Consider the following 23062-nt stretch of genomic DNA (forward strand, 5'->3'; position numbering starts at 1 on the left):
GACGTGATTCGGGCGGGACAACGGCGAAATGGAAACGTCGAAGCGTGATGCGGTGCGCGGCCGGCTGCTGGGCATGATGCCAAGAGGGGCGGTCGCCGCCGAGATCGGTGTGTGGGAGGGCGGCTTCAGCCGCCGCATCCTCGAACTCTGCGATCCGGTGTGTCTGCACCTGATCGACCCCTGGCAGTATCTGCCGGAATTCAGGAACACAGGGTTCGGACGACCCAAGAACGCCGATCTCATGGACAGCAAGTATCACGATGTCGTCGCCGCGTTCGGCAACGATCCGCGTGTGCGCATCCACCGCATGACTTCGGAGCAGGCGCTGTCCGCGCTGCCCGACGCGTCGCTCGACTGGGTCTATATCGACGGCAACCACAACGAGCCGTTCATCAGCCGGGATCTCGAACTCTGCCTTGCCAAGGTCAAGCCGGACGGGATCATCGCGGGCGACGATTTCAACTGGCAGTCCGACACACTGGGCGCGCCGGTGCGCCGCTCGGTCGAGGCGGTGATGGCGCAACTTGGCGATTGCGCGACGCTGCAACTGATGGCCAACCAGTATGTGATCCGCCTGCGCCGCAGCATCGAAGTCCGTGGCAATTTGGCCAGTCACGGTGTCGCTGCCTGATCGCGGCGCCGACATTTCGCTTTGTCGGCGCCCCTCGGTGTCCTAGCCTTCGCCCGTGCCCCGACGGGGCCTCGCGTATGCAACAACACCAGGGGGGGTCGATCCGACCATGAGCAAGCGTGACGAGAAGATCGCGAAATACGCCGACGACCTGCGCAAGAAGTGCGGGATGGAGCCCGACATGGCGCTGCTGACCAAGGTCACCATCGGCTGCGGCCCGTCGATCTACAACGCCGACAGCGAGACGGTCGCGGCCAGCGACCCCGAAGAACTGGCCCGTGTCCGCAACAACTTCCTGATCAAGAAGCTTGGCCTTCCCGAAGGCCCCGCGCTTGATGCCGCCATCGCTGCCGTGGTCGAGACTTATGGCAAGTCGGAACGCAACAAGCATCGCGCCGTCGTCTACTACATGCTGACCAAGCATTTCGGCAAGGAAGCCGTCTACGGCTGACGCCCCTGCCGGGGGTCGGCGCGTCTTGTCATTCCCGTCGGGCTGCGCAACTGTGCGCCGTCCATCCGGAAGGCACCGATGACCGCCGATCCCCACGCCCCCGCCACGGCGGAAACCACCGTCGTTCCGATCATCCTTGCGGTTTCGCTGGGGCATCTTCTGAACGATCTGATGCAGTCCCTGATCCCGGCGGTCTATCCGCTGCTCAAGGACAATCTGGCGCTGACCTTCACCCAGATCGGCATCGTCACGCTGGTGTTCCAGGGAACGGCCTCGATCCTGCAGCCGCTGGTCGGGCTTTACACCGACCGTCGGCCGTTGCCCTGGGCGCTGTCGGCCGGCATGGCCTCGACCGGCGTGGGGCTGGTCCTGCTGGCCCATGCGGACAGCTTCGGGACGGTCCTGCTGGCGGTGGCGCTGATCGGGCTGGGATCGTCGATCTTCCACCCCGAATCCTCGCGTATCGCGCGGCTGGCCGCGGGGATGCGGCCCGGCTTTGCGCAGTCGGTGTTCCAGGTCGGCGGCAATGCCGGGTCGGCCATCGGCCCGCTGGCGGCGGCCTTCATCGTGCTGGACCGGGGGCAGGCGTCGATCGAATGGTTCGCGGTCGTGGCCCTGGCGGGCATGGCGCTGCTGTGGCTGGTGGGGCGGTGGTACATCGCGGTCGGTGCGGGGCGCGCCGTCGCCCGCAAGGCCCGCGCGCAGCGCAGCCCGGCGCATCCGCCCGCCGTGGTCCGGCTGGCGATGACGCTGCTGATCGTGCTGATGTTCTCGAAGTTCGTCTACACGGTGTCGTTCTCGAGCTACTACACCTTCTACCTGATCGAGCGTTTCGGCCTGTCGGTCGGGCAGTCCCAGATCGGGCTGTTCGTGTTCCTGGCCTTCGTCGCGCTGGGCACCTATGTGGGCGGACCGATCGGCGACCGGATCGGGCGGCGGCGGGTCATCCTGTGGTCGATCCTGGGGGTGCTGCCGCTGTCGCTGTCGTTGCCCTGGCTGCCGCTGCCTGCGACGATGGCGGTCAGCGCGCTTGCCGGGATGATCATGGCCTCGGCCTTTCCGGCGATGGTGGTCTACGCCCAGGACCTGATGCCGCAGCGCACGGGGATGGTGGCGGGGCTGCTGTTCGGGCTGGCCTTCGGGCTGGCGGCGGTGGGTGCGGCCGTGCTGGGCGTGATGGCCGACGCCTGGGGGATCGAGGCGGTCTACCGGATCTGTTCGGTGCTGCCGGCGCTGGGGCTGGTCGCGCTGCTGCTGCCCGACCCGCGCGGCTGATCCGGCGCATTCGTCGAAAAACCTGCGCGCTTCGAAATTGCGGCCGGGGCGTGATTCCCGGTATCACGGCAGCGCGGGGCAGCAAGCCCGGGACCTTTTCAGAACACGTGCGGTGCAAGGGGAGCACGTGGGGTGGATGAAGGGTCCCGTAGGGGTGCGGGGCCCTTCATTTCGTTCCGTCCAAGGCGGCTGTGTACCGGCGACGCGGCCAAGCGTCCCACGATGGGACATTTTCGAAGCACAGATATTTCAACAGGTTGACTGTCCGCCGGTAAGGGATTCTTAACGAACGGTCCGTCCAGACCCCACCCTGCCGGCGTCACGGCCGACGGTCGCCGCAGCGCGCGGAACCGCCACAGGGGTTGGCATCGCGGCGCAATCGCAGGGACACATCGGCGCCGGATCGGGGATCGCGGGGCCGGTTGCAGGCGGCATGCGGCGCGCCGTGCATCATGCCCGCAACCGGGCTTCGGGCGAAGCGGGCGGATACCGCCGACGCGGCGCTAGACCAGGGTCAGCACCAGACCGATCAGCCCGCAGCCGCAGACGGCATAGCCGCCGTCGATCAGCGTCAGGCTGAAGGGCCGCATGGCATAGGCGTTGTTGATCATGACCCAGGGCGCAATGAAGAAGGCACCGATGCCAAGGCCCGACACCAGCCCCGCACCGGGGGTTGCGACGCCACCCGCCGCGAAGACGTGGCGCATCATTCCGGCCACCAGCAGCATGCAGAGCGCCGAAAGGATGAAGGGCAGGGGGTTCATCCCCCCGGCGGGCTTGCCCTGCGCATCGACCGGGACGCCCGAGGCGGCGATCCACTGTTTCGACAATGCCATGTACCAGACCGCACCCAGTATCCAGGCCGCGGCGGCGGCCAGCAGAACCGAAAGGATTCCCATCGCATCCCCCATGATTGGATCGCGCGCCCATGCTACGCCCCTGCGGGCGGCGATCAAGTCAGGGTTCGACGCCGCCCATGCCGCAGACGATGCGCCATTCCTCGGGCGAGACAGGCTGCACCGACAGGCGGGTGTTGTTGACCAGCACCATCTTTTCCAGACCCGGCTGCACCTTGCATTCGTCCAGCGTGACCGCCCGCGCGAAGGGGCGCACGGCCTTGATCCACACGCAATCCCAGCGCGGGTCTTCGGTGGTGCTGTCGGGGGTGCTTTCGCGGGTGACCTGCACGATGCCGACGACGGCCTTGCCGATGTTGGAATGATAGAAGAACCCGAGATCGCCGATCTTCATCGCCCGCATGTTGTTGCGCGCCTGATAGTTGCGCACGCCATGCCATTCCTCGCCCGCGTCGCCCCTGGCGACCTGATGGTCCCAGCCCCAGACATCGGGTTCGGACTTGAACAGCCAGTAGTTCATCCCACCACCTTCTTCCACGCGCGGATCTCGACCCGGTCGAACAGCCCGGCCCTGGCGTAGGGGTCGGCCTCGGCCCAGGCGCGGGCCTCGTCCATCGTGGCCACGTCCAGCACGATCAGGCTGCCGCACATCTCGCCCGCCGCGTCCAGGAACGGACCGGCCATGGTCACCACGCCGGTGGACCGGATATGTGCCAGATGGGCGGCGCGGTTGTCCTGGCGGGTCTGAAGGGCCCCGGGCCTGTCGGTGCAGATCAAGGCGTAAGGCATGGTCATTCCTCCCTGAGCGGGCGCGACAGAAGCGACTGGATCGCCTCGGCCACGCTGATATCGTTGTCGACAAGTTCCACCAATGCCGCAGTGATCGGCATCTCGACCCCCAGGCGGGCGGCGAGGGCCAGCGTGGCGCGGGCGGTGGCGACGCCCTCCACGGTGACGCCGGGGTCGAACGGTTCGCCCCGGCCCAGCGCCAGCCCGTAGCGGTAGTTGCGCGACTGGCCGGAGGTGCAGGTCAGCACCAGATCGCCAAAGCCCGAAAGGCCCATCAGCGTCTCGCGCCGTGCGCCGCAGGCCAGCGACAGGCGGGTGATCTCGGCAAAGCCGCGCGTCATCAGGGCCGCGCGGGCGCTTTCGCCCATGCCCTCGCCCATGGCCGCACCGCAGGCGATGGCGATGACGTTCTTGAGCGCGCCGCCCATCTCGGCGCCGGTCACGTCGGAATTGGCATAGATCCGCAGCGAGGGCACGGCGATGGCGGCCTGCGCCGCCCGCACCGCCGCGGCATCCCGCCCGGCCAGCGTCAGCGCCGTGGACAGTTGCCGCGCGATGTCGGCGGCGAAGGACGGGCCGGTCAGGATCATCGGCGTGGCGCGCGGGCAGGCGGCGGCGATCAGGGCGGTGGGCCCGGTCAGCGTGGTCAGGTCGATGCCCTTGCAGCAGGCGACCAGAACCCGCCCGTCCAGTTGCGCCGCATGGTCGGCAAGAAACCCGCGCAGCGCCTGCATGGGCAGCGCCAGCAACAGCGTTCCGCAGTCGTCCAGCGCGGAAAGGTCGCCGGTGACGGCGACGGCGGGCGGAACATCGACGCCCTCCAGGCGGGGGGTGCGGCGGCCGGTCTGCAGCGCGGCGGCGTCGCGCCGGGCCCAAAGCCGGACCGGGCGGCCGTAGACCGCCTGCACCACGGCCAGCGCCGTGCCGAACGCGCCCGCCCCCAGCACGCCGATCATGCCTTTGCGCCCTTCTTGCCGCTGCCCAGCATCGGGGCGGCGGTGGCGTCGAGCGGCCAGCGGGGCCGGGCCGACAGGGTCATGCCATCCCGTCCGCCCGCGCGGTACCGCTCGATCCCGGCCCAGGCGATCATCGCGGCATTGTCGGTGCAGAGCGCCAGCGGGGGGGCATGGAACGCGACGCCCGAGGCGGTGCAGACCGCCTGCAGCGCGGCCCGGATCGCGCCGTTCGCGGCGACGCCCCCGGCCACGGCGAAGGCCCCGACATCGGCGCGCCGCAGGGCGCGGCGCGTCTTTTCGGCCAGGACATCGGCCACCGCCGCCTGGAAGGCGGCGCAGATGTCGGCGCGGGCCTGCCGCCGCAGCCCGCCGTCGGCCTGCACCATCGTGTCGCGCAGGCGCAGTACGGCCGTCTTGAGCCCGGAAAAGCTGAGATCGCAGTCCGGCCGGTCGAGCAGCGGGCGGGGCAGGCGGAACCGGCCGGGATCGCCGGTGCGGGCCTCGGCCTCGACTGCGGGGCCGCCGGGCTGCGGCAGGCCAAGCACCTTGGCGACCTTGTCGAAGGCCTCGCCCGGGGCGTCGTCGATCGAGCCGCCGAGGCGGGCGAAGGCGGTCGGCCCGGCGACGCGCAGGAACTGGCAGTGCCCGCCCGAGACCAGCAGCATCAGATAGGGATAGGCCAGCCCATCGGTCAGGCGGGGGGTCAGCGCGTGCCCGGCGAGGTGGTTGACCCCCACCAGCGGAAGGCCGGTCGCGGCGGCGATGCCCTTGGCCAGCATCACCCCCGACAGCACCCCGCCGATCAGCCCCGGCCCCGCCGTCACCGCCACGGCATCAAGGTCGGCAAGGCCGATCCCCGCCTGCGCCAGCGCGGCCTCTACGCAGTGGTCCAGCCGTTCGGCATGGGCGCGGGCGGCGATCTCGGGCACGACACCGCCGAAGGCGGCATGCAGGCCGGTCTGCCCCTCGACCACCGACGACAGGATCGCCGGGCCGGACGGCCCGTCGCGCACGACGGCGGCGGCGCTGTCGTCGCAGCTTGATTCGATGCCAAGGACGGTGAGAGGGGTCATGCGCGTTGCCAGGTGATCACGCCCGGGGTAACACCCCGCCCATGCCCGCTCAACCCCGCCCGCCCGAAGGTCATGCGCCGCGCATCCTGCTGACCCGGCCCGCCGCGCAGGGCATGCGCTTTGCCCGTGACCTGCTGGCGCGGCTGCCGGGTGCCGAGATCCTGCACAGCCCGCTGTTGGCGCCCGCGTTCCTGTCGCCACCGCAGCCCGCCGCCATGCCGGATGCGGTGATCTTCACGTCGGAAACCGGGGTCGAGGCGGCGCGGCGGCTGGGCTGGCCGCTGCCCGACCGGGCCTGGTGCGTGGGCGACCGGACGGCGGCGGTGGCCACCGCCGCCGGGTTCCGGGCGCGGTCGGCGGGGGGCGATGCCGCCGCGCTGGTCGGGCTGCTGCTGGCAGGCCCCCGCAGCGGGCGACTGCTGCACCTGCGCGGCGCCGACAGCCGGGGCGAGGTGGCGGCGACCCTGGCGGCAGCGGGCATTCCCACAGATGAGGCGATCATCTATGAACAGCGGGCGCAACCGTTGCTGCCCGCCGCGCGGGCCTGGCTGGACCAGACGCGCAAGGTGATCGTGCCGTTGTTCTCGCCGCGGACGGCGCAGCTTTTCGCCGCCGAGGCATCACGCGCGCGGGCGCCGCTTCACATCGCCGCGCTCAGCGACGCTGTGGCGGCGGCGGCGCCGCCTGCGGCGCGCGTTTCGGTGGCGGCGCGGCCCGATGCGGCAGCAATGTCAGATTTGATTGACAGTCTGACTGTCAATTGATCCTGTCATTCTTGCCTGCGGCAACCGGCCCGCCTTGAGGGGTGCGGCACCTGCCGCTAGGGTTTGCGCGGTGGACGCGGCCGAGTCAGGCATCGCGCGACCCCGTGTCCGGCAGGGAGGCAGACCATGGCAAGCCGAAAAACACCGCGCACGGAGGCCGACGCCGCCCCGGATGCACCGCTGCCCGAACCGGCACATGACCCGCAGACCCCCGAAGAATCGCCCGCACCCTCTGATGGGCCGGCCGCGCCGCCCGATCCGCCGTCACCCGATCTGCCGCCGCGCGATCCGGAACCCGAGCCGACGCTCCTGGTATTGACGGCCGACCCGCCGCCCGCAGAGCCCGAACCCGCGACGGCGAAGGCCGACCCCGCGCCAGCGCCGCCCCGGGCCGAGCCGGTTGCGCCGCGTCGGGCATCGCCGGTGCTGCCGTTCCTTGGTGGCGTGCTGGCCGCGGGCCTGGGCTTTGCCGTGGCGCAGGTTGTGCCGCAGGGCTGGCCGCTGGCCGGAACCCAGGCGCTGGAGGCGCGTGTGGCGGCGCAGCAGTCGGAACTTGAGCGTCTGGCGGCGGCCGAGGCGGAAACCCGCGCGGCGCTTGCCGCGCTGCCCCCACCGGCGGCCGGGCCCGACCTGGCGCCGCTGACGGCCCGGCTGGACGCGATCGAATCGCGCCTGGGCACCCTGACGGTTCCGCCCGATCCGACCGCCCGGCTGGAGATGATCGAGGGGCGGATCGCCGTGCTGGAAACCCTGCCGCCGCCGACGGGTGAACCGGGCGACCCTGCTGCCATGGCCGCCCTGCAGCGCGACCTTGCCACCCTGCGGGCGGAACTGGCGTCGGTGGCCGAGCGACAGGCGCAGGCCAGCGCCGATACCGCCGCTGCGGCCGAGGCTGTACAGGCGGCCCTGCGCGAGGCCGAGGCCGAGGCGGCGCAGCTCAAGGCCGCTGCCGAGGAAACCGCCCGCGCCGCGCTGAGCCGCGCGGCGCTGGGCCGGGTGCTGGCGGCCATCGAATCGGGGGCGGCCTTTGCCCAGCCGCTGGATGACCTGGCCGGGAACGGCGTCGAGGTGCCCGACGCCCTGCGCGCCGCCGCGACCGGCGTGCCGACCCTGGCGACGTTGCAGGAGGATTTCGCCGACCCCGCCCGTGCCGCGCTGGAATCCGCGCTGCGCGCCGATCCGGGCGAGGGCGCGGTGGACCGGCTTGCCACCTTCCTGCGCAGCGCGACCGGCGCGCGGTCGCTGACGCCGCGCGACGGAACCGACCCGGACGCCATCCTGTCGCGGGCCGAAGGGCACCTGCGTGAGGGCCGCCTGTCCGAGACGCTGGCGGAACTCGCCACCCTGCCCGAGGTGGCGCAGCCCGCCCTGGCCGGTTGGGTGGCGCGGGCGCAGACGCGGCTGAATGTTCAGACCGCTGCCGCCGAACTGGCCGCGCGGGTGGGGGAATAGCCGATGCTCTGGTCGCTTCTGAAGGTTCTGCTGTTCGTCGTCGCGGTCGCCGGGCTGACGCTGGGGGCGGGGCACCTGCTGGATACCGGTGGCGCGATCCGCATCGCGGCGGCGGGCTGGGAATTCACGCTGGGGCCGTTGCAGGCGGTGGTTCTGGCGGTGCTGCTGCTGGTCGTGCTGTGGCTGGTGCTGCGGCTGACCGGGCTGATGGTGGCGACGCTGCGGTTCCTGACCGGGGACGAGACGGCGCTGTCGCGCTATTTCGACCGGAATCGCGAGCGCAAGGGCTATCAGGCGCTGTCCGAGGGCATGCTGGCGCTGGCCGCGGGCGAGCCGCGGCTGGCCCTGTCGCGCGCCTCGCGGGCCGAGCGCTATCTGGCGCGGCCCGAACTGACCACCCTGCTGACGGCGCAGGCCGCCGACCTGGCGGGCGATACCGCCCGCGCGACCGAGGCCTACAAGGCACTGCTGGCCGATGACCGGACGCGGTTCGTGGGCATCCGCGGCCTGCTGAAGCAGACGCTGGCCGAGGGCGATCTGCCGACGGCGCTGAAGCTGGCCGAAAAGGCCTTTGCGCTGAAGCCGCGCAATGCCGAGATGCAGGACATCCTGCTGAAGCTGCAGGCCGAGCAGTCCGACTGGAAGGGCGCGCGGATGACGCTGGGGGCCAAGCTGAAGTCGGGCGCCCTGCCGCGCGAGGTGTTCCGGCGCCGCGACGCGGTGCTGGCCCTGCAGGAGGCCAGGGTGGTGATCGACGACGCCTCCAGCATCGAGGCCCGCGAGGCGGCGATCGAGGCGAACCGGCTGTCGCCGGACCTGATCCCCGCGGCTGCCATGGCGGCCCGCGGACTGATCGCAAAGGGCGACCGCAAGGGCGCGACGCGCATCCTGAAGAAGGCCTGGGAGGCGCAGCCGCACCCCGACCTGGCCGCCGCCTTTGCCGAGATCGAACCCGGGGAAACCCCGCAGGCGCGGCTGAAGCGTTTCCGCGTGCTGACCGCGATCAAGCCCGATGACGACGAGACGCGCCTGCTGCTGGCCGAGCTGAACATCGCCGCCGAGGATTTTCCGGCCGCGCGGCGCGCGCTGGGCGATATCGCCGGGCGCCATCCGACACAGCGCGCGCTGGCCATCATGGCGGCGGTGGAACGCGGCGAGGGCGCGGACGACGCGGTGGTGCGCGGCTGGCTGGCACGGGCGCTGACCGCGCCGCGCGGCCCGCAGTGGTGCTGCGACAAGTGCCAGGCGATCCACGCGCAATGGGCCCCGATCTGCGAGAACTGCGGCGGCTTCGATACGCTCAGTTGGCGGGAGCCGCCCGAGGGCACCGGCCCCAGCGCCACCGGCACCGAACTGCTGCCGCTGATCGTGGGCCGCCCCGCCCCGCCCCCCGACACGGTGGCCGACATCGGCCCCGAGACCGCGGCCGAGGCCAAAAATTAGGGCTACACACCGCATGGCCCCGGTGCTAATGACCCCGCGTTGACGCAAGCCGTCGCAACGGCCGCCGGCCTGTGTGACGCGCGGCCCGCCCGGGCCTGCGACGAGAAGGATGCCGGTGTAGCTCAGCTGGTAGAGCACGTCATTCGTAATGATGGGGTCGGGGGTTCGAGTCCCTTCACCGGCACCATCCTTCTCGATCCGGAGACGGTCATCCGCGAGACCCCGTCACCGGCGACGCGGCGACGGTGCAGGCGGCAGAGGCTGGCGACGCAAGGGCAATCGTTACGAACGCAGGCGCCGTGCCGGAACGCATCGGGCACCTGCGGGGCTACCGTCAAATCCAGCCTTGCCGAGCGAACGCTGTCGCGGTCGTCGAAATCACCGAACCTCTGCCTTGCCACAGTGTTGTTGCCCTGCGCGCGGGAATCCATACACCGATCGGTGGGGTGAAGGGCACGCCGCTGTGGACCAATGGCACCGCTCACCCTAGACTTCGACGCATGGGGCCGGTGTAGGGCCGCGTATCTGCCATTCCGGATTCGACATGCATTTCAGGGAAGTCACGGCCGCCGACCACCGGGTCATCTGTCACGGTCTTGTCGACATGCAGCGTGCCGAAACCCTTGCCGAGATGAAGCGGGCGCTGGTGCGGACGGCCATGGCGGTCGCCCCCTGCGACCACGGCGGCTATACCGAGATCGACGTGCATTTCGGCCGGTTCGACTTCATGTCGAGCGAATCGCAGGTGTCGGAATGGGCCGTCCGGCGTGCCGAGACATGGAACCATTTCTTTCCGACGCATCCGGTGCACAGGTTCCGGCTGGAAAACCCGGACATCCGCGTGGTGCGTCTGTCCGACCTGATCCCGACCTCCGATTTCCGCCATACCGGACTGTACCGGGAACTGTTCCGCGAGGTCAGCACTGAACACCAGGTGACGATGCACCTGGGCGTCGATCCCCGCACCCGCCTGCCCGACGGTGCGCTGCCCACCACGCTGGGCGTTCCCCTGAACCGCAGTGGCCGCGACTTTTCGGCGCGCGAAGTGCAGTCCCTTTCGCTGTTGCAGCAGCTTGCCATGCCGGTGCTGCGGCTTCGGCGGTCGCAGCATCGGCAGGCCCTGATGGATGCCGCCGCCCTGTCGCCCGAACTGGCCCGTGCCATGATGCGGATGGGGCTGAGCCCGCGCCAGACCGAGGTTGCCTTCTGGATGCTCAAGGGCAAGAGCAACACCGATATCGCGGCGATCCTCGATGTCGGGATGCAGACCGTCCGGCAGCACACGATCGAGATCTACCGGCGCCTCGGCATCGCCGGGCGGCTGGCCCTGCAACGCGTCGTGCTGCAATCCGTCACCGGACTGGGCTAGGCGTTTCGCCCGCCCACGATGCCCCCGGCCCCGGCACCGCCGGAGCGTTCGGCGCCGGGCACGCCCGCCAGCGACGCGATCAGCGCGCGGCGGATGTCGGCCACCGGCGCGGGAAGACCGTCGAGATAGGCAAGGACGACAGACTCCTCCGCCGCCGGATCACGCACCCGGACCCTGGCCACGGACTTGCCGTCATAGGTCAGTGTTCCCGGCGGATCGGTGTAGCTGATCCCCGTTCCCTCGCCATTCGCCGCAAGGCTGCGCATCACCTCGACCGAAGGCACGCGGTGCCGGACCTTCGGGGTGACGCCGATGCCACGGAACATGCCAAGCATGTGCTGAATCGACAGGTCCTGATCGGACAGGATCAATGCACGCCCGGCGATCTCGGCCAGACCCGCGCTGGCCTGCCCGGCGATCGGATCGTCGGGCGCCACCCAGATCGCCGGGGAGACGCGCGCGAACAGATCGCGCCGGAAGGTGGCATCCAGGCCCAGCTCATAGGTCAGACCCAGGTCGATAGCCCCTGACAGAAGGTCTTCCGCCTGCCGGTCAAACGATACCGGAACGATCCGGGCGACGGTGCCCGGGAATGCCGTCCGCAGGCAGACAAGGAAGGGGGCCATCCAGCGCGGCGCCAGTTCTTCCAGTATTCCCAGCGTGATGCGCTGCGGGGGACGCTGCGAAAGGTGCAGCGGCCGGTCCAGGCGCGCGGCATCGGCCAGCAGGAGTTCCGCATCCTGAACGAACAGCCGCCCCGATCCGGTGAGCACGGTCGCCGCACCCTTGCGGCGAAGGAACAGGCGCTCGCCCACACGCCGTTCGACCTGGCCGATGGCGACCGACAGCGCGGGCTGCGACACATTCAACTGCGCGGCAGCCGCCGAGACGCTGCCCGCGCGGGCGACCGCGACAATGTATTCCAGCTGGCGCAGCGTGACATGCAGCATCAGGTTATGACCACCCCAACTATTCATTATTTGAAAGCATATCTTGTTCCCCGCACCCTGCAAGCCTGCGCGAAAAGGAGACCGCATGCTGCACCCTCTCATCACCCCGGCCGATGTCGAAACCTTTCAGAACGAGGGCGTCGTGCTGATCCGCGGTCTGTTCCGTGACCACGTCGAAGACCTGCGCCGCGGCGTCGAGATCAACATGGCGGAGCCCGGCCCCTATGCGGCCGAGAACCTGAAGCCCGGCGCCGCGGGCCGCTTCTTCGACGACTACTGCAACTGGCAGCGGATCGACCCCTTCCGCGACGTCATCCACACGTCGCCTGCGGCCCGGGTGGCGGGGGACCTCATGGGGTCAGACAGGGTTCAGCTGTTCCACGAACACGTCCTGGTCAAGGAGCCGGGCACATCGAAGCCGACCCCGTGGCACCAGGACGGGCCTTACTACTTTGTCGAGGGTCGGCAGACCGTCAGCTTCTGGTCGCCCCTTGATCCGGTGCGCGAGGCAAGCCTGCGCTGCGTCGCCGGTTCGCATCTGTGGGAAAAGCCGGTTCTTCCGACACGCTGGCTGTCCGAGGAAAACTTCTATCCCGACGACAGCCGGTACATGCCGGTTCCCGACCCGGATGCCGAGGGCATGACGATCCGCGAATGGCAGATGGAACCGGGCGACGCGGTGGCGTTCAACTACTATGTGCTGCACGGCGCGCGCGGCAACGAAAGCGGCACCCGGCGCCGGGCCTTCTCGCTGCGGCTGGTGGGCGACGATGCGCGCTATGTCGAACGACCCGGCCGCACCTCGCCACCCTTTCCCGGCCATGGCATGCAGACCGGTGACCGCCTGCGCGAGGACTGGTTTCCCGTGCTGTGGGAGGCCAGTGCCTGAGCGGATGTCACGTCCCGGCGGCGGAGCCGTTCCGATCCTGATGACATGCGGCAGCCGGGGGCATCCACCGGCTGCCGCATCCGTTCAGGCCCCCGGAATCAGGCATCAAGTGTATAACCCTGTGGAATAGAGCGGGCGTTTCTTGATATTGGACGGCAATGCATGCCCCTCATAACCTTTGACCACGACCGGAACGCCGGCGCATCCATTCCTGACAGGGAGCTTTGCATGACCACCCACAAGACGTGGCGACATTTCGCCTTCTGCGTATCGCTGGCACTGCTGGCAGGGCCCGCGCTGGCGGCGGGCCATGATACCACGGGCATCCCCGCCGATCCCGATCTGGCGGCGCGCGTGCCCGACCGGATCAGGCAGGCGGGTGTCCTGGTCGGCGCAGCCGACAACGCCTATGCCCCCTGGGAATATCTGGCGGGCGCCGACGGCCAGACCCCCGAAGGCATCGACATCGACCTGGGCAATGCCATTGCCGCGAAATGGGGCCTGAAATACGAAAGCCGCACCGCCGTCTTCGAGACGATCCTGCCTGCCCTTGGGGCAAAGTATGACATCGGGCTCAACGCCTTCACCATCACGAACGAGCGGATGAAGGCGGTCAACTTCGTCAGCTACTACCGCGGCCAGCGGCGCTGGCTGGTGCGGGCCGGCAATCCGACCGGCTTCGATCCGTTCAATGCCTGCGGCGCGGTCGTCGCCATCCATTCCGGCACCTCGCAGGAGAAGGTCGTCATCAAGCTGAGCGACGAATGCGTCGCTGCCGGCAAGGCCGCCATCCAGATGCTGCCGTTCAAGTCCCAGCCCGAAGCCCAGACCCGCGTCGCGGCGGGCGGCGCCGATGCCACGATTGCCGGCGGGGCACAGGTCAACTGGGCCGCCAAGCAGGCGAATGGCGCGCTCGAATCCATCGGCTTCGAACACCCGGACTATCCGCCGGGCCAGAATGGCATCGCCGTCGCGAAATCCGACATGGAGCTGACGCAGCTTGTGGCGGACACGGTGAACGAACTGATCGCCGATGGCACCTATGGCAAGATCATGGAGGCCTGGGGTCAGCCCACCGACTTCGGTCCGGCTGAAGTCAACCCGACAGTGGTGCAATAGTTGCCGATGGAAGGGATAGCCACCAGCGCGAAGGAGGAGCATCGGGCCGATGCTCCTCCTGCGGAAGGATCACCCCGTGTCGAACTGAACCGGGTGGTGCCGCGCCCGCACCCCGGGCGCTGGATCGCGGTATTGCTTCTGGCGATGCTGGGTATCGAGGCGGCCCGCGGACTGGCGGCCAATCCCAACTTCCACTGGCCGGTCTTTGCCGAATACCTGTTCGATGCACAGGTGCTGCGGGGGGTCATGTGGACGCTGATCCTGACGGTCGCGGCGATGACCGTGGCCGTGGTCGTGGCGGTGGCCATCGTGGTGATGCGCGACAGCGAAAACCCGATCCTTCGCTGGATCGCCAAGATCTGGGTCTGGTTCTTCCGCGGCACCCCGCTTTACACGCAGCTTCTGTTCTGGGGCCTGTTCGCGGTCCTGTTCCCCCGCCTGTCGCTTTCGGTGCCCTTCGGGCCCGAGATTGTGGGCGTCAGCACCAATCTGGTGCTGACCGCCGGAATGGCGGCGATCCTGGGCCTGGGCTTCAACGAAAGCGCCTATCTGGCCGAAATCTTCCGGGCCGGGTTCAAGGCCATCGACAGGGGCCAGACCGAGGCCGCCCTGGCAATCGGCATGCCGCAGTCACGGATCTGGCGCCGCATCCTTGCACCGCAAGCCATGCGAACGATCATTCCGCCCACGGGCAACGAAACCATCGGCATGCTCAAGGCCACCTCGCTGGTGCTGGCCATTCCCTTCACGCTGGATCTGATGTTCGCGACCAATGCCATCGCCAACCGCACCTATTTTCCGGTGCCGCTCCTGATGGTGGCCGGGTTCTGGTACCTGTCGATCACCTCGGTGCTGATGGTGGGCCAGCATTACCTGGAACGACACTTCGGAAAGGGGGCCTGAGATGCAAGCGTCCTGCGCCGTCGAACTGCGCGGCATCCACAAGCTCTATGGCACCGTCCATGCCCTGCGCGGCGTGTCGGTGACGATCCCCCGCGGCGGGGTTCTGGTCGCCATCGGGCCGTCGGGCTCCGGCAAGACGACCTTGCTGCGCTGCATCAACCAGCTTGAGACCATCTCGGCCGGCCGGGTGTTCATCAACGGCGAACTGCAGGGCTACCGCGAGAAGAACGGCGCGTTCCACGAACTGCATCCCCGCGAGATCGCGGCGCAGCGGCGGCGGACGGGCATGGTGTTCCAGCGGTTCAACCTGTTTCCGCACATGACCGCGCTGGAAAACATCATGGAGGGGCCGGTTCAGGTCAAGCGCGAGCCGAAGGCTGCCGCGCGCGACCGGGGCCTGGCCCTGCTGGACCGCGTCGGGATGAGGGGCATGGACGCCCGCTATCCCAACCAGCTGTCGGGCGGCCAGCAGCAACGGGTGGCCATCGCCCGCGCCCTGGCGATGGAACCCGAGGTGATGCTGTTCGACGAACCGACCAGCGCCCTTGACCCCGAACTGGTGGGTGAGGTGCTGGATGTCATCAAGGATCTGGCCCGCGCCGGCATGACGATGATGCTGGTGACGCATGAGATCGGCTTTGCGCGCGAGGTGGCGGACCACCTGGTCTTCATGGATCAGGGCGCCATCGTCGAGGAAGGGGCGCCGCGCGATCTGCTGGAGCGGCCGCAGAACCCGCGAACCCGCGCCTTCCTGTCAAAGGTGCTGTGATGGGTCCGGACCGTGCCGACCTGCCGCGGGATGCGGGCCGCACCTCAGTCTGCGGCGGCCCACAGCGCGTCGATGAAGGTTTCGACCAGTTGCGAAGGCGGGCGGTGCGGCGGCAGGATCAGCAGGGTCTGGAAGTAAAGCTCCGGCCGGAACGGCCTCAGCACCAGCCCCCGGCCCAGAAACGGCCCGGCCGTCACCACATCGACCAGACCGACACCGATCCCCGCGGCCACCATGGCACAGACCGTCGTGGAATAGGGGGTTTCCAGAACCGTCCGGGGCCGCGATCCGGCAGCGGCGAACAACCCGTCGGCGGCACGGCGCGTCGTATCCTCGGGCGACAGGGCGATGAACCGTTCGCCATCCAGATCGGCCGGCGAAACCTCGGTCTGCGCGCACAGCCGGTGCCCCTCGGGCAGGGCAATCGCGGCGGCGTAGCGGGCAAAGTTCCGCACCACCACGCCGGTCCGGTCGATCTCGTCCGCGACGATGCCAAGATCGAACTGCCCCGAGGCCACCAGATCCCGCACGACCGAGGACATCCGGGCCTGAAACGTGACTGCGACCTGGGGAAAGCGATCCATGAAGGACTTCAGCGCCCGCGGGATCACGTTGGTCGACAGGGCCGACAGGCTGCCCACGCGCAACTCGCCCGACCCGTAGTCGCGGATCCGCGCGGCGGCGCTGCGCAGATGGGTCAGCCCGGTAAACGTCTGTTCCACCTCGCGGAACAGAAGCTGACCCTCGGCCGTGGCATGCAGACGGCCCTTCGTCCGATGGAACAGGGCAAAGCCGATGTTGCGCTCAAGCTCGGCAATCGCCTTGGACACGGCGGGTTGCGAGATGCGTAGAACATCTGCCGCCCGTGCCGTGGTGCCCGTCGTCATGACGGCCCGGAAGACTTCGACCTGCCGCAGGTTCATGCCCAATCCTCATAACCCCTGGATATTGCATTGGCACAAATGTGGCGCGACTGGAATTGAGAATGGCCCGCATGCGGGCAGGGAGGGAGAGCCCAATGTCTGACACCACCGATTGCGTGGTCACGCCGCGCGTCCCCTCCGACGGGTTCGACAGCCTCGGCGTCGCCACCTATCGCGCCTCGACCATCACCTTCGCGGATGCGGCGGCCTATGCCGCGCGCGGCGACCGCGGTGACAAGGGCTATTCCTACGGCCTGTACGGCACCCCGACGACCCGCACGCTTGAAGAAAAGCTCTCGCGGCTGGAACTGGCGACGCGCACCTTCCTTGCGCCCTCGGGACAGGCGGCCAATGCGCTGGCGATCCTTCCCTTCCTCTCGGCGGGCGACCATGTGCTGCTGGCCGACACCGTCTATCCGCCGATGCGCGACTTCGCGCAGACCGATCTTTGCCGGCTGGGCGTGGCCGTCGAATTCTTCGATCCCACGGATGCCGCCGCGGTCGAGCGGCGCATGACCGCCCGCACCCGGATCGTCTGGTGCGAATCCCCCGGTTCGACCACGATGGAGATCATGGACATCGCGCGCGTGGCCGAGATTGCCCACGCCCGCGGCGCGCTGCTGGGGGTGGACAACACCTGGGCGACCCCCCTGAACCTGAAGCCGCTGGCCCTGGGGGCCGACATCGTGACCGAGGCGCTGACGAAATACGCGTCAGGCCATTCCGACGTGATCATGGGCTCGATCTCGGTGCGCAGCGCGGCGCACGCCACGGCGATCAAGGCGTCGATCGGCCGCATGGGAATCGGCGTGTCGTCCGACGATGCGACGCTGGTTCTGCGCGGCATCGAGACCATGGCCCTGCGCCTGCGCCACCAGGAGGCGGTGGCGCTGCGCTTTGCCCGCCGGCTTGTCGGCCATCCGCATGTGGCCGCCGTCTTGCACCCGGCACTTCCGGACGACCCCGGGCATGCGCTGTTCTCCCGCGACTTCACGGGCGGTAGCGGTGTGTTCTCGCTGGTCTTCACGGCGGCGGCCACGCTGCGCGTCGCCGCGGCGCTCGATGCCCTGGACCTGTTCGCCATCGGCGCCTCCTGGGGCGGCACACGCAGCCTTGCCGCGCCCATGCCGGTTCGGGCCCATCGCACGGCCGTGCCATGGGCGGGCCCCGATCTCGTCCTGCGCCTGTCGATCGGGCTCGAGGACGAGGCCGAGCTCTGGCAGGATCTCGAAAGCTTCCTTGCTGCCCTGGGGCGCGAGGATCTGGCGGCATGATCCCGCGCCCGCCGGCCGCCGCGCGGTCATGACCGACGAACGGTTGGGCATTGCGCTGCGGATCGGCGCGACGCTGATGTTCACGGCGATGGTCGCCTGCATCAAGGGGCTGGAGATGACCGTCCCCCTCGGCCAGATCGTCTTTTTGCGGTCCTTCTTCGCGCTTCTGCCGCTTGTGGCCATGCTCTGGTGGAACGGCGCCTTTCCCGTCGGTCTGGCCACGCGCAATCCGCTCGGCCACGTCGCGCGCTGCCTGATGGGCGCGGCGTCGATGTTCACCTCCTTCGCGACGATCCGCCTTCTGCCCCTGGCCGAGGCGACGATGCTGTCCTACGTGTCGCCGGTGATGCTGGCCCTGATGGGTTGGGCCTTTCTGGGCGAACGTCTGGGCGCCCGGCGTCTTGCCGGGGTCGCGCTCGGGTTTGGCGGCGTCGGGGCCTACTGTCTGCCCGCCTTTGCGCGGCAGCACGATGGCGGCGCCCTGCTGGGCGTGGTCCTGGGCCTTGTGACGGCCCTGCTGGCGGCCGGGGCGCTGTTGCAGGTCAGGCGGCTGCTGCTGGGGGGCGAACCGCCGGGCGCGATTGCCTTCTGGTTTGCCGTGGTCTCGTCTCTGGGCGGGCTGGCAACCCTGCCCCTGGGCTGGCACTGGCCCGATCCGGCACAGCTTGCCCTGCTGCTGGGCGCGGGCCTGACGGGCGGGGTCGCGCAGATCCTCATGACGCTGTCGTTTCGCCACGCCGAGGCCGCGGCCCTGGCCCCGTTCGAATACCTCGGCATCTTCTGGACAACGGCCGCCGGTCTGCTGATCTTCGCCGAAGTTCCGGGCTGGAGCCTGGCAGCCGCAACGCCCCTGATCCTGGCCGGCGCGATGATCGCGACGCCGCCTGCGCCGCCGCCCTGATGCGGCGTCCCCCACCCCTACGGCCGCCCCTCCTGCAACCGGGCAAGGATTCGCGCCCAGGCACGGATGCTCTTGTGCAGCCGCTCGACATCATAGCTTTCGTCCGGCGCGTGGATCGCGTCGCGGCCGAGGATGAACCCGACCTGCACGCAATCCACGCCAAGCAGCCGGGTCATCGCATCCACCAGGGGAATGGCGCCCCCCGATGCCTTCAGCACTGCCGGGCGGCCCCATTCCGCCTCAAGCCCGTCAAGCACGGCGGCAACATGGGGTCCGGCAAGGCTGGTGACACTGGCCGAACTGCCCCCGACCCCGTGGAACTCGACCGTGCATCCTTCGGGCAGGGCCGCGCGGACGTGATCGCGAAACATCGCGCGGATACGGTCGGGGTGCTGCCCCTGCACCAGCCGGAACGACATCCGCACCGTCGCCGATGCCGGCAGGACGGATCGCTCCGGCCCCTGGTTGCCGCCGGTGATGCCGTTGAAGTCGATCGCGGGGCGGCCCCACATGGCCTCGATCGGGGTATATCCCTCCTCGATGATGCCGCCGGTCAGGTCGATCGCCTCGAACATCGACGGGTCCTGTGCCAGCCCCGCCCATTCGGCGCGCAGGCGGGGCGGAATGTCCGGAACGCCGTCGTAGAATCCGGGGATCGTGACGCGCCCCTGCGCGTCATGCAGACCGGCCAGCAGCCCGGCCAGCACCCGGATCGGGTTCACGGCCACGGCACCCCAGTGGCCCGAATGCAGGTCGGGGTTCGGCCCGCGAATGGTGACGCGCTCATGGATCAGGCCCTTGATCTGCGTCGTCAGCGCGGGTTGCTCGCGCGACCACATCTCGGCATCGCAGATGAAGGCGACATCGCAGGCAAGCTCGGCGCGGTGCGTCTCCAGAAAGGCCGGCAGGCTCAGCGAGCCCGATTCCTCCTCGCCCTCCAGCAGAATCACGATCCGGCCCGGAAAGCCGCCGTGAACCTGATGCCAGGCCCGCAACGCCTCGACAAAGGCCCAGTGCTGGCTCTTGCTGTCCGAGGCGCCGCGTCCGTAGAACCGCGTGACACCGTCCTCGCGGATCAGCCGGGGCGCAAAGGGCGCATGCGTCCAGTCGGCCGGATCGCCGACCGGCTGAACGTCATAATGGCCATAGAACAGCAGCACCGGGCCATCGCAGGGCGCCGACGTGCCAAGAACCACGGGATGGCCTTCGGTCTGCACGACCCGCGCCGAGAACCCGTTCCCCGCAAGCCGGGCGCACAGCCATTCTGCCGCCGCCGCGATGCCCGCCGCGCCCTTCGGCTCGCTCGATACCGAGGGAATGGCAATCAGCTCCAGCAGATCGGCGACCGAGGCGTCGAGGCGGCTGTCGATCAGGTCAAGGACGGCATCAAGCTCTGCCATGGGGGGTCCTTTCGGCGGCCGGTGGATGCAGCCGCGATGATCGGCGGGCCGTGGCACCGGGGCAAGGCCGCAGGCACAGCATTAGCAGCGTTGCGCCCGACCATTAGCGCGACTGAACCACCGGGCGGTCAGGGACCGCCCCGCCCCTGCCACCCCTTCCCTGCCGGAGTGCCGCGATGAAACCTGCCGCCCGGGACGCCGCCGGCCTGCCGGATCTGCACGCGCTGCATGTGGCGGCGGTGGTCATGGAGATGGGCGGGATGAGCGCGGCCGCCGCCCGGCTCGGCGTGACCCAGTCCGCCGTCTCGCAGGCGGTCAAGCGCGCCGAGGCGCAGATCGGGGCCGCCCTCCTGCATCGCGACCAGCGCCCGATCACCCCGACCGAGGCCGGTCGCCGCCTGGCCGCACACATGGCCGAGATCCGCCAGAAGGTCGCGCGCGCGATCGAGGACATGCGCACCGTTGCCGGCCGGCCGGAACGGCACGACCTGCGCCTCGGCATGGTCGACAGTTTCGCCTCCACTGTCGGGCCAACGCTGATCCGTGCCCTCATGGCGGCCGCGCTGGCCGGGCGCGTGACGGCGCATTCCGGCCTGTCGCAGGCCCAGCTTGACGCCTTGCGCCAGCACCGCATCGACGCGGCCGTCACGTCGGATGCCCCGGATCGCAACGACGACCTGTCGGGCATCGCGCTGTATCGCGAACCCTTCCTCATGGTGGCGCCCAGGGCGCAGGCAGACCGTCTGCGCGGCCTTGCCCTGCGTGACATCCTGCGGGTCAACCCCCTGATCCGATACGGTTCACCATCGCACATGGGCCGCCAGATCGAGGAACACCTGCGCCGGCTCGGCATCGCCCATCCCCGGCATCTGGCGTTCGACACCTCGGACGCGCTGGTGGCGATGGTGGCGGGCGGCGTGGGCGTTGCGATCACGACGCCGCTCTGCCTGCGGCAGGCGGCCGTGCATCTGCCGCACATAGCCATCCTGCCGATGCCGGGCCCGGGCTTTTCCCGCACGCTGACCCTGATGACCCGGCGGTGCGACGGTCAGGGGATCAGCCGGCGCATTGCCGAGGCGGCGCGCGGCATCATCGCGCGCTGCACCATGCCCCAGCTGGTGGCCGAGGTTCCCTGGCTTGCACCCGATCTGGCCCGGATGCTGCCCGACTGGCCCGACACCGATGCCGCGCCCTGCGAAACCGATCCGGCGGCTTAAGCCGTTCTTATCCTCGCGATCATTTCCCCTTGGACAGGGCGTTGTCGCTTCACTTTGCCCGCCGACCGGCCACCGTGCCCGCCGTCACATCAGGATGGCGGGCACGATGGAAAACATGCGGACGGAACGGGACAGTCTTGGCGCGGCGCGGTTGCCGCGAAGCGCGCTCTACGGTCTGGGCACACTCCGCGGGGTCTGGAACTTTGACGTCTCGGGTCGAAAGCTTGGCGATGAACAGGCGTTGCTGCGCGCCCTTGCCCGGATCAAGCAGGCCGCCGCCGCAACCAATCGCGATCTCGGGCTACTCTCTGCCGACATCGCCGATGCGCTGATCGCCGCCTGCCGCGAGGTGGTGGACGGGCGCCACCGCGCGCAGTTCGTCATCGACATGTTCGAGGGATCGGGCGGCACGTCGATCAACATGAACATGAACGAGGTGCTTGCCAATCGCGCGCTCCAGATCCTTGGCCACGATCCCGGCAGCTACCGGCTCATTCACCCGAACGATCATGTCAACCTGGGTCAGTCGACGAATGATGTCCTGCCGGCGGCCATCAAGCTGGCTGCCATCGAGACGATGCAGGCCCTGCTGTCGGGGCTTGATCGTCTCGGGCAGGTGCTGGCACAGCGCGCATCCGAACTGGACGACGTGCTGCGCCTCGGTCGAACCTGCCTGCAGGACGCCCAGCCCATGCGTCTGGGGCAGATGCTCGGGGGTCATGCGGCGGCCGTCACGCGCCTGACCGCACACCTGTCGGACCGCTGCGCGGAACTGGCGGTCCTGCCCCTGGGTGGCACGGCCATCGGCACCGGGCTCGGGGCCGCACCGGACTTTCGCAGCCGGGTCCATCACCATCTGTCCGCGATTGCCGGACACCCGGTCAGACCCGCCGGGAATCCCTTCGATGCGATGCAGCACGCCGATGGCCTTGCCCGCTGTTCGGCAGAAGTGCGGATCACCGCCGAGACCCTCGCCCGGCTTGCCGGCGATCTGATCATCCTGTCATCGGGGCCGGGGGGCGGGCTGGGCGAGGTCCGGCTTCCACCCGTTCAACCGGGATCGTCGATCATGCCGGGCAAGGTGAACCCGGTGCTTCCCATGATGATGCAGCAGATCGCATTTGCGGTGGCGGGGAACGACCTTGCGGTGTCGATGGCGGCGGCGCACGGACAGCTTGAGATCAACCATTTCGAGCCGATCATCGCCACGCGCCTGATCGACTCCATCGTCATCCTTTCGCGTGGTATCCGGCTGTTCACGGGCCGATGCCTTGCCGGGCTGGACGCCGACCGCGACAGGTCGCTGGCCAATCTGCTGGATTCCCCCGCGCTGGCGACCGTGCTTGTCCCGATGATCGGCCATGCCGAGACCGCCCGCCTGGTCCGGTCCGCCGCCGCCGACGGGCGGCGACTGATCGATCTGGCCGCCGATCTGGGCCTGATCCAGCCGGACGCCGTTCTGCCCCTGCTCCGCCGCTGCACCGAACCACCCGCGCCCCCGATCGTTAACACCCCGTCACGCACCTGTGTCGGGACGGATGCCATACGCGGAACCGACGGATAACCGACGCCCGCCATACGGTGAAAACCCCGCGAATCCATCGGGTTGATCCGCCGCGCGCCACCTGTGGCCCGGATGCCGCGCGGCGCGCAACGC

At 69.3% G+C, this 23062-nt stretch carries 23 protein-coding genes and 1 tRNA gene; 16 read left to right on the forward strand and 8 right to left on the reverse strand.

Translation table 11 applies throughout. The features are described 5' to 3' along the window. The first annotated feature begins 28 nt into the window (after positions 1–28). The 3 genes from KF887_02150 (at position 29) to KF887_02160 (ending at position 2357) form a co-directional block, all read left to right on the forward strand. Positions 29–631, forward strand: coding sequence for a class I SAM-dependent methyltransferase (locus tag KF887_02150; protein ID QYK41965.1), 603 nt, complete (start codon positions 29–31; stop codon positions 629–631). 109 nt (positions 632–740) lie between these two features. Beyond that, entirely contained in the window at positions 741–1082 is a 342-nt protein-coding gene (locus KF887_02155) for a DUF2853 family protein (protein QYK41966.1), read from the forward strand. Between the two features lie 78 nt (positions 1083–1160). Next, on the forward strand, positions 1161–2357 hold the full coding sequence (locus tag KF887_02160) for an MFS transporter (protein QYK41967.1): 1197 nt from the start codon (positions 1161–1163) through the stop codon (positions 2355–2357). Between the two features lie 503 nt (positions 2358–2860). On the opposite strand, the gene KF887_02165 is transcribed toward KF887_02160, so the two are convergent. Genes KF887_02165 through tsaD form a run of 5 tightly spaced genes read right to left on the reverse strand, consistent with a single transcriptional unit; the run spans position 2861 to position 6032 of the window. Continuing rightward, a complete protein-coding gene (locus tag KF887_02165; GenBank protein ID QYK41968.1) occupies positions 2861–3256 on the reverse strand; it encodes a DUF1761 domain-containing protein in 396 nt (131 codons plus the stop codon). Positions 3257–3314: 58 nt separating this feature from the next. Next, on the reverse strand, positions 3315–3734 hold the full coding sequence (locus KF887_02170) for an EVE domain-containing protein (GenBank protein ID QYK41969.1): 420 nt from the start codon (positions 3732–3734) through the stop codon (positions 3315–3317). Continuing rightward, on the reverse strand, positions 3731–4003 hold the full coding sequence (locus KF887_02175; GenBank protein QYK41970.1) for a YciI family protein: 273 nt from the start codon (positions 4001–4003) through the stop codon (positions 3731–3733). Before KF887_02175 ends, KF887_02170 begins: the two co-directional genes overlap by 4 nt. A gap of 2 nt (positions 4004–4005) precedes the next feature. Further along, positions 4006–4959, reverse strand: coding sequence for an NAD(P)-dependent glycerol-3-phosphate dehydrogenase (locus KF887_02180; GenBank protein QYK41971.1), 954 nt, complete (start codon positions 4957–4959; stop codon positions 4006–4008). Further along, positions 4956–6032 carry a tRNA (adenosine(37)-N6)-threonylcarbamoyltransferase complex transferase subunit TsaD gene (gene tsaD, locus KF887_02185; protein ID QYK41972.1) on the reverse strand — a complete coding sequence of 359 codons (1077 nt, stop codon included), beginning with the start codon at positions 6030–6032 and terminating at the stop codon, positions 4956–4958. Before tsaD ends, KF887_02180 begins: the two co-directional genes overlap by 4 nt. Positions 6033–6073: 41 nt before the next feature. Here tsaD and KF887_02190 point away from each other — a divergent pair, with 41 nt between their 5' ends. From KF887_02190 to KF887_02210, 5 genes are all read left to right on the forward strand, one after another. Next, positions 6074–6796, forward strand: a complete 723-nt coding sequence (locus KF887_02190) for a uroporphyrinogen-III synthase (GenBank protein ID QYK41973.1) — start codon at positions 6074–6076, stop codon at positions 6794–6796. A 126-nt stretch (positions 6797–6922) separates the two neighbouring features. Continuing rightward, positions 6923–8248 carry a hypothetical protein gene (locus KF887_02195; GenBank protein QYK41974.1) on the forward strand — a complete coding sequence of 442 codons (1326 nt, stop codon included), beginning with the start codon at positions 6923–6925 and terminating at the stop codon, positions 8246–8248. 3 nt (positions 8249–8251) lie between these two features. Then, a complete protein-coding gene (locus KF887_02200) occupies positions 8252–9691 on the forward strand; it encodes a heme biosynthesis protein HemY (GenBank protein ID QYK41975.1) in 1440 nt (479 codons plus the stop codon). 111 nt (positions 9692–9802) lie between these two features. Further along, positions 9803–9878, forward strand: a tRNA-Thr gene (locus tag KF887_02205). 357 nt (positions 9879–10235) lie between these two features. Further along, positions 10236–11060, forward strand: a complete 825-nt coding sequence (locus tag KF887_02210; GenBank protein ID QYK41976.1) for a helix-turn-helix transcriptional regulator — start codon at positions 10236–10238, stop codon at positions 11058–11060. Here the strand turns inward: KF887_02210 and KF887_02215 are convergent. Further along, on the reverse strand, positions 11057–12010 hold the full coding sequence (locus KF887_02215) for a LysR family transcriptional regulator (GenBank protein ID QYK41977.1): 954 nt from the start codon (positions 12008–12010) through the stop codon (positions 11057–11059). The two genes, KF887_02210 and KF887_02215, sit on opposite strands and share 4 nt — an antisense overlap. An 85-nt stretch (positions 12011–12095) precedes the next feature. Here KF887_02215 and KF887_02220 point away from each other — a divergent pair, with 85 nt between their 5' ends. From KF887_02220 to KF887_02235, 4 genes are all read left to right on the forward strand, one after another. Then, entirely contained in the window at positions 12096–12899 is an 804-nt protein-coding gene (locus KF887_02220) for a phytanoyl-CoA dioxygenase family protein (GenBank protein QYK41978.1), read from the forward strand. A 228-nt stretch (positions 12900–13127) separates the two neighbouring features. Next, entirely contained in the window at positions 13128–14018 is an 891-nt protein-coding gene (locus KF887_02225; protein QYK41979.1) for an ABC transporter substrate-binding protein, read from the forward strand. Positions 14019–14024: 6 nt separating this feature from the next. Continuing rightward, positions 14025–14921 (forward strand): amino acid ABC transporter permease, encoded by an 897-nt coding sequence (locus tag KF887_02230; GenBank protein ID QYK41980.1) that lies wholly within the window; start codon positions 14025–14027, stop codon positions 14919–14921. A gap of 1 nt (position 14922) precedes the next feature. Further along, positions 14923–15690 carry an amino acid ABC transporter ATP-binding protein gene (locus KF887_02235; protein QYK41981.1) on the forward strand — a complete coding sequence of 256 codons (768 nt, stop codon included), beginning with the start codon at positions 14923–14925 and terminating at the stop codon, positions 15688–15690. Between the two features lie 44 nt (positions 15691–15734). Here the strand turns inward: KF887_02235 and KF887_02240 are convergent, their stop codons facing one another. Next, entirely contained in the window at positions 15735–16613 is an 879-nt protein-coding gene (locus tag KF887_02240) for a LysR family transcriptional regulator (protein QYK41982.1), read from the reverse strand. A 95-nt stretch (positions 16614–16708) separates the two neighbouring features. On the opposite strand from KF887_02240, the gene KF887_02245 reads away from it, so the two are divergent. Together KF887_02245 and KF887_02250 are read left to right on the forward strand one after the other, a co-directional pair. Next, positions 16709–17887 carry a PLP-dependent transferase gene (locus KF887_02245; GenBank protein QYK41983.1) on the forward strand — a complete coding sequence of 393 codons (1179 nt, stop codon included), beginning with the start codon at positions 16709–16711 and terminating at the stop codon, positions 17885–17887. Between the two features lie 28 nt (positions 17888–17915). Then, positions 17916–18788, forward strand: coding sequence for a DMT family transporter (locus tag KF887_02250; protein ID QYK41984.1), 873 nt, complete (start codon positions 17916–17918; stop codon positions 18786–18788). Between the two features lie 17 nt (positions 18789–18805). On the opposite strand, the gene KF887_02255 is transcribed toward KF887_02250, so the two are convergent. Further along, positions 18806–20188: a M20/M25/M40 family metallo-hydrolase gene (locus tag KF887_02255; protein ID QYK41985.1), complete on the reverse strand. Its 1383-nt coding sequence runs from the start codon at positions 20186–20188 to the stop codon at positions 18806–18808. 176 nt (positions 20189–20364) lie between these two features. Between KF887_02255 and KF887_02260 the strand changes: the two genes are divergently transcribed. Together KF887_02260 and KF887_02265 are read left to right on the forward strand one after the other, a co-directional pair. Then, positions 20365–21405 carry a LysR family transcriptional regulator gene (locus KF887_02260; protein QYK41986.1) on the forward strand — a complete coding sequence of 347 codons (1041 nt, stop codon included), beginning with the start codon at positions 20365–20367 and terminating at the stop codon, positions 21403–21405. A gap of 115 nt (positions 21406–21520) precedes the next feature. Continuing rightward, positions 21521–22969 (forward strand): aspartate ammonia-lyase, encoded by a 1449-nt coding sequence (locus KF887_02265; protein QYK41987.1) that lies wholly within the window; start codon positions 21521–21523, stop codon positions 22967–22969. The last annotated feature ends 93 nt before the right edge of the window (positions 22970–23062 follow it).

The sequence above is a fragment of the Paracoccaceae bacterium genome (genome assembly GCA_019454225.1).
GTDB lineage: Bacteria > Pseudomonadota > Alphaproteobacteria > Rhodobacterales > Rhodobacteraceae.